The 6,367-nt window shown below is 71.1% G+C and carries 2 protein-coding genes; both read right to left on the bottom strand.

Going from position 1 to position 6,367, the window contains the following annotated elements; translation table 11 throughout:
- Positions 1-76: 76 nt before the first annotated feature.
- Complete coding sequence (locus tag DQW06_RS16500) at positions 77-2,203, bottom strand: tetratricopeptide repeat protein (protein ID WP_071621988.1); 2,127 nt, start codon at positions 2,201-2,203, stop codon at positions 77-79.
- Positions 2,204-2,793: 590 nt separating this feature from the next.
- Positions 2,794-5,976 carry a BTAD domain-containing putative transcriptional regulator gene (locus tag DQW06_RS16505; RefSeq protein ID WP_117198859.1) on the bottom strand — a complete coding sequence of 1,061 codons (3,183 nt, stop codon included), beginning with the start codon at positions 5,974-5,976 and terminating at the stop codon, positions 2,794-2,796.
- Between the last annotated feature and the right edge of the window lie 391 nt (positions 5,977-6,367).

A 6,367-nucleotide genomic window follows, 5' to 3' on the forward strand; every position in this document is an offset into this window, starting at 1 on the left:
CCCCGGAACCCGCCCCCGTCCCGGGAGGGCCGCCCGTCCACGAGGTGTGGGTGCGAGCCGAACCCCGGTGACGGGGTCATCCCAACGCCTCCAGGCGTTCCTCCACACGCAGTCTGGCCGGGTCCGTCGGCAGCAGCAGCTCCACCGCCCGCTCGTAGGCCTCGCGGGCCCGGCCCGGCTCCCCGCGGCGTTCGGCGAGTTCCCCGATCGCCTCCAGGGCCTTGCCCTGGCCGGAGGCCGAGCCGCGCTCGCGCATCACCTCCAGCGCCCGGTCCAGTTCCGCCGATGCGGACGCGAACTCCTCCATGGCGGCGAGGACGGTGCCCAGGACGATCCTGGTCCGGGCCTGGTTGTAGGCGTCCCCGTCCAGGAGGGGGAGGGCGCGCTCCAGGGCCAGGCGGGCCGGGCCGAGGTCCCCGAGGGCGTGGCGGGCCCGGCCGAGCATGAACAGGCTGATGGCCAGGTTGTGGGCGACCCCGGTCCGCTCGTCCGTCGCCACGGCCCGGGCGAGGTGGTCGGCGGCCTGCCCGGGGAGGTGGTTCTGGAAGGCCACGATGCCCCGGCGCTGCTGGGTCTGGGCCAGGCGTTCCAGGTCCTGGTGGCGCCGCCAGACCCGTTCGGCGGCGTCCAGGTCGGCCATCGCCTCCTCGACACCGGCGAGGTGGCTGTGCACCAGCGCGCGGTTGTTCAGCAGCCGTGCGACCGTCGTCTCCTCCAGGTCGGCCGAGGGCTCCCCGAGCACGGGCGCGGCGGCACGCAGCCACAACCGCGCCTGACCGTGGTGCAGGAACAGCGACCACAGGCCGTCCAGCAGGCGCGGCACGTGCTCGTGCGCTCCCAGCCGCGGCGCCAGTTCGGCCAGGGCGGCGAGGTTGTCGCGCTCCCGGTTGAGCCAGGCCGTGGCCTGCGCGGCGTCGGTGAAGGGTGAGCCCGGCACCGCCCGGTTGCCCGCGTAGGGCCGCAGCACGGCGTCGGCCGACACCGCCAGGTCGGCGAACCCGGACACCAGCCGCGTCAGCGACCGGTGGCGGGCGCCGGAGTCCTCCTCGGCCTCGGCCTTCTCCGCGGCGTGCAGGCGCAGCAGGTCGTGGAAGGAGAAGCGTTCGGCGCTGTGCTCGGTCAGCAGGTGGTGGCGGGTGAGGGCGGCCAGCCCCGCCTCGCACTCGGCCGCCGGGCGGCCGGTGAGGTGGGCGGCCAGCTCACCGGTGACGTCGGGGCCCGGGTGCCAGGCCAGACGCCGGTAGAGCAGGGCGGGAAAGACCGGGAGGGAGGCGTAGGACAGGTCGAAGGCGTTGCGCACGGACACGTCCATACCCATTTCCCTGCTCGCGGTGTCCAGGTGGTCGAGCCGACGGGGGGCGGAGCGCAGGCGCCGCTCGGTGTCCCGCCAGGTCCGGCTGCGGGTGCCGTGGTCGACGGCGACCGTGCACACGGCCACCGGCAGTGCCGAACACAGGGTGACGACGCCGTGCATGGCCTTCCGGTCGGCCTCTCCGGCGGGGGAGCGGCCGCTGAGTTCGGAGAGCAGGGCCACCCCCTCGGCCCCCGTCATCGGATGCAGGTCCACGAACTGCCCGCCGTCCAGGCGCAGCCCGGCCAGCCGCAGACGCGTGGTGACCACCACCGTGCCGCGGTCGCCCCCGGGCAGCAGGGCGCGGACCTGGGCGGCGGAGAGGGCGTCGTCCAACAGCAGCGACACGGGCGCGTGCGCGGTGGCCGACCTCCACCAGGCCGCGCGTGTGGCGAGGTCCGCCGGTGCCGTCCCGATCTGCACGCCCACGGCGCGGAGCAGCACGTCCAGCACGTCGTGGGGGTCGGCGGGCTGTCCGGGGGAGAAGCCGTGCAGGTCCACGAACAGCTGTCCGCCTCCGCCCAGTTCCGGGTGCGCGCGCAGGAACTCCGCCGCCAGAGCGGACTTGCCCACCCCCGCCGAGCCCGTGATCACCACCAGTGCGTGGCGGCCCCGGGCGTGGGCGCGCGACACGGCCGCCTCCAGCGCCCGCATCGGATGGGGCCGGTCCACGAAGACGGCGGGCGCGGCGGGGAGTTGGCGGGGGACGCGGTCGGCCGCGGATGCCAGGTGCAGGTTCACGTCCCCGCGGAGCGAGCCGACCTGGACGGCGGTTCCGCTGATGTCGCCGCGCACGGTGTTGGTCCGGGCGCTTGGGTCGTTGGTCGGGGAGGTGTGACCGGGGGAGTCCACGTGGTCTCCTAAAACACCTGTGACAAATGGTGTGTAAGGGGCTCCTGGTGAGCCGGGTTTCAGTCCTCTCCAGCCAGTGTTGAATTTCTTTCTTCGAAGGGCAACTTGCTGATCGTTCGGGTTAGTCCCGGGCGAGGTTTGTGTCTTGCATATGCACGTGCTAATGCGTTCGCTTATGCAAGAATGCGAGGTCATGGCCAGTCAGGACACGGTTTGATGCAGTATGAGAGGCCCGCCGCTTTGGGCGGCGGTCCCCTCTCGAATGCGCCTAAGGGGTTAGGCAGATGTCGCCGCAGGGATAAGGGGAGCACCCCAAATAACCAGCCAGGTCATTGCGACCAGGACCGAAAGCGCGGCTACAGTAGGAGAGCTCATCGGACTCTTTCTTTGTCGGTTCTTGCATCGTTTAGATCGCGCTGCTATGGAATCGTGAGGTGTTCGGTGAGGGCGGGGCGTTCCAGTGGCCTCTGGGCGTCCCGCCACTTGCCGTGCTATAAGCACGCAGACCGGTGAACGAGTACCGAGCTGGCTCTGAGCATGCCAAATCCTATCTTTGGCGACGGGTGCGCGCGCCAGAAAAAGCCGGTCCGTTATGTGTTGCCCAGAGTTTCGAGCAGCGACCGGGTGATCTGAGCCTCGGGAGCCTGAAGTACCTCGAAGATTTCCGCGGCCTGGCGCAGGCACGCATTCGCTTCGCTCCGCTCACCGTGGACACTGAGGTGTTGGCCCAGAGCGAGCAGGGCTGTGGCGTGCTCCTTGCGCAGACCGTGCTGCCGCGCCGTCGAGGCGGCCTGGCGCAGGTGGGTTACCACGTCATGGTGCCGTCCGGCCGTCCCCTCCAGTCGGGCCAGGCCCAGTAGAGACTCGGTCCGCGCCGGAGGAGTGATGAACCCGCGCATTGCCAGAGCGCGACAGAAGCAGAGGCGGGCCTGGTCCAGCTGGTTGGCTGCGGCGTGTGCTGTGCCCAGGTTCGTCAGGATCGTGCTCTTGGCCCAGGGGTCTCCGAAGGATTCGAGGATCTTCAACGATTCCTGAAGACGCGATACGGCCTGCTCCGGCCGCTCCCGGTGCAGGGACAGCTTGCCCAGATTCGTCAGAGCGACGGCCGCCCTGCGCCTGTCACCGCGCCGACGGGCGGTCACCAGGACCTTTTCGCACAGCGACCAGGACTGGTGGTGGTACCCCAGTTGTTGGAACGCGCCCGCCAGGTTCAGTTGCATCTCCATGAGCAACTGCTGGTCCTGTGAGCGTTCCAGCAGGGTCGACGCGTCACTGAAGTCCGCGATCGCCTCGTGGGACGCGCTCACGGCGAAGTGGCACAGCCCGCGCACACGCAGGCAGAACACTATTCCGGGGCGGTGTCCGCGCGCCTCGAACGTCTCCAGAGCCCGTTCGACGAGGGCCCGGCTGCCCGCGTAGTCGTTGGCGACGTAGGAGATCATCGCCCCTTGGGCCACGGCCCACGCCTGTCCCAGGACGTCCCCCGCCTCGGACCACCGCTCATGGGCCGAACGGCTGTGTTCTCCGGCGCGGTCCACCTCTCCCACGCGCAGAAGGGCGCGGGCCAGGTCGAAGTGGGCCCTGGCCCGCTCACGGTCCTCCCCCTGATCGCGTGCCCACTCCACCATGGCGGTGTGCAGGGTGACCGCCTCGGACCAGGGACCGTGCGCGTCCATGTGGTCGCACACCACCCGCGCCAGTCGCAGGGCGGTGCGGCCCGCGCCGTGCCGGTCCGCCTCCGACAGCATGGTGAGCACGGTCGCCAGTTCGCGCCGGAACCACGCCATGGCCCTCTCCTCCGGCCATCGCTCCCCGATGGGAAGTGGCTCGTGGTCGTCGCGCCCGGGCCGGTGCGGGTGCAGGGCCCGGTCGGCCAGGCTCGTCAACGACAGGTAGGCCGCGTGCATCCTCTGCTTGGCCGCATGGGCCCGCTCCGGGGACAGACCGTCGCGCGCGCGGTGGCGGGCGTGAACCTGGAGCAGGGCGTGCATCTCGAAGCGATCGGGTTCGGGCTCGTTCAGGAGGTGGGCGCTCACCAGGTCCATGAGGGCCTGCCGTGAGGCGTGCTCGTCGGGGCCGACCAGCGCCGCCGCCACCCGCCCGTCCATACCGCGGGTGGGGTGCAGGCCGAGCAGGAGGAAGGCGTCACGGGCCCTCGGGTCCATGGCGTCCACGGACACGTCGAAGATGCGTGAGAGGTCCCGACCCCCCACCCGGAAGGCGCTCAGTCCCGGGAAGGACGGTGAGGGCAGCCGGTGCAGCAGGTCGCGCGGCGACCACGACGGATGGAACTGGGCCAGGTTCGCCACGAGCCCGACGGCTATCGGTAGCCTGTCGCACCGGTCGATGATCTCGGCGAGGGTGTCGGCCTCCTCCTCGCCCCACGGCCGGTCGAGGGCGGCGGTGAACATCTCGGTGCACTCCTCGTCGGAGGGAAGCCCGAGCGGCAGGTGGTCGGCGCCCTCCACCTCCGGGAGGAAGAAGCGGCTGGTGATCACGACCGCGCACCGGGTCCCGCTGGGGAGCAGCGGAAGGACCTGTTCGGCGCTGGCGGCGTCCTCCAGGAGGAGCAGCAGGCGCATCGACCGCGTGTGCTCGCGCCACAGAGCGACGCGTTCGGCCAGGCTCAGCACGGTGGGCGGCACCGGCACGCGCAGCAGGCGCATGAGTTCGGTGAGGGCCTCCTCCGCGCTCAGCGGAGCGGCCCGCTCGTCGTGCCCGCGCAGGTCCACCGACAGCCGCGCGTCGGGGTAGAGGTCCTTGACGCGATGGGCCACGTGCAGGCTCAGTTGGCTCTTGCCCACCCCCGCCATCCCGCAGACGACCCACAGGTGCGCGAAACCGGACTCCGTCTCCCGCAGCCGCGAGCAGAGCAGGCGGGTCTGCGCGGTGCGCCCCCGGAAGTGCCGGGGCTCGCGCGCCAGGTTGTCCACGATCGTGCGCGGCCTCCCGGCCGCGGGAGGCGGGGCCTGCGACCCGCCGACCCCGTCCGACCCGCCGTCCCCGTCCGACCCACCGTCCCCGACCGGACCGGCGGTGGCCCGCAGCAGCAGTTCGAACCGCCGCCGCAGCGCCGGGGAGGGGTCCACGCCCAGCTCCTCCGACAGCCGCTCCCGCAACCGCTGGTAGGCCGCGAGGGCGTCGGCCGTCCGGCCCAGGGCGTGCAGCCCGTGCAGGAGGTGGCCGTGCAGGGACTCGTTGACGGGGTAGGCGACCAGGGCCGAACCCAGGACCTCCACCGCCTCCGCGTGGTCGCCCTCGGCGATGGCCAGCGAGGCCCACACCGCCAGCGCGTCCTGGTGGGAGCGTTCCATGGACACGCGCAGCTGTTCGACCCAGCGTCCGCCCACACCGGGCAGCGCGGGCCCCTTCCACAGCGCCAGCGCCTCCTCCAGGGCCGCGCGCGCCTCGGCGGAGCGGCCCGCCTGGTGCAGGGCGCGGGCGCGTGAGCGCAGGCTCCGGAAGCGCTCCCAGTCCAGCGCCTGGGCGGGGAGGCGCAGCAGGTAGCCCTCGGCGGTGTGGGTCAGGATGCCGCGGTCCAGCCCGGCCGCCTCGATCTTGCCCCGCAGGCGCGTGACGTAGGTGTGCAGTGTGCTGCGGTAGCCCTCCGGGGGAGAGCCGTTCCAGAGCCGGTCGGCCAGCTCCCGAAGGGGTAGCCGTCCCGGGCCCGTCAGTGCCAGGGCGGCGAGGAGCGCGCGTTCCTTGCCCGTGGTCGGGGTGACGCGGCGTCCGTCGCTGCTCAGATGGATGGAGCCCAGAACACAGAGTCTCACCGGCGGATCCTTGGGAAGTGCCCCCGTTTATTGCTCTCGCCTATATGTGTGCCCTGCTGGGATTGTTGAAACTTCTTTTGGTCCCTTTGTAATGGTGCTCGATATTCTGCACGTGCATTTTCTGGTGAAAGTACTTATCGGCAATATCGAATGTTGTCGGAGGTGGCCTGTGTGGTTTATGTGTGCCCGGATGGCTGTGGGTGTTCCTGTCCCTTCCTCCGGAAGACGTGCTGGTGAGGTGGGTTGTCGTGCGTCGCGGAATTGCTTCGCGAAGCTCGTTTTCGGGGGTCCGCGTGTGCGGCGGCACCGCGAGCGGGAGGAGGGTCGGACGTGTGCCTCCGTTGCGCGCTTCGCTGAACCACCGCCCGCCCGTGAGGCTCCCAGGCCCCAC

The organism is Nocardiopsis sp. TNDT3 (assembly GCF_003427465.1).
Lineage (GTDB): Bacteria > Actinomycetota > Actinomycetes > Streptosporangiales > Streptosporangiaceae > Nocardiopsis > Nocardiopsis dassonvillei.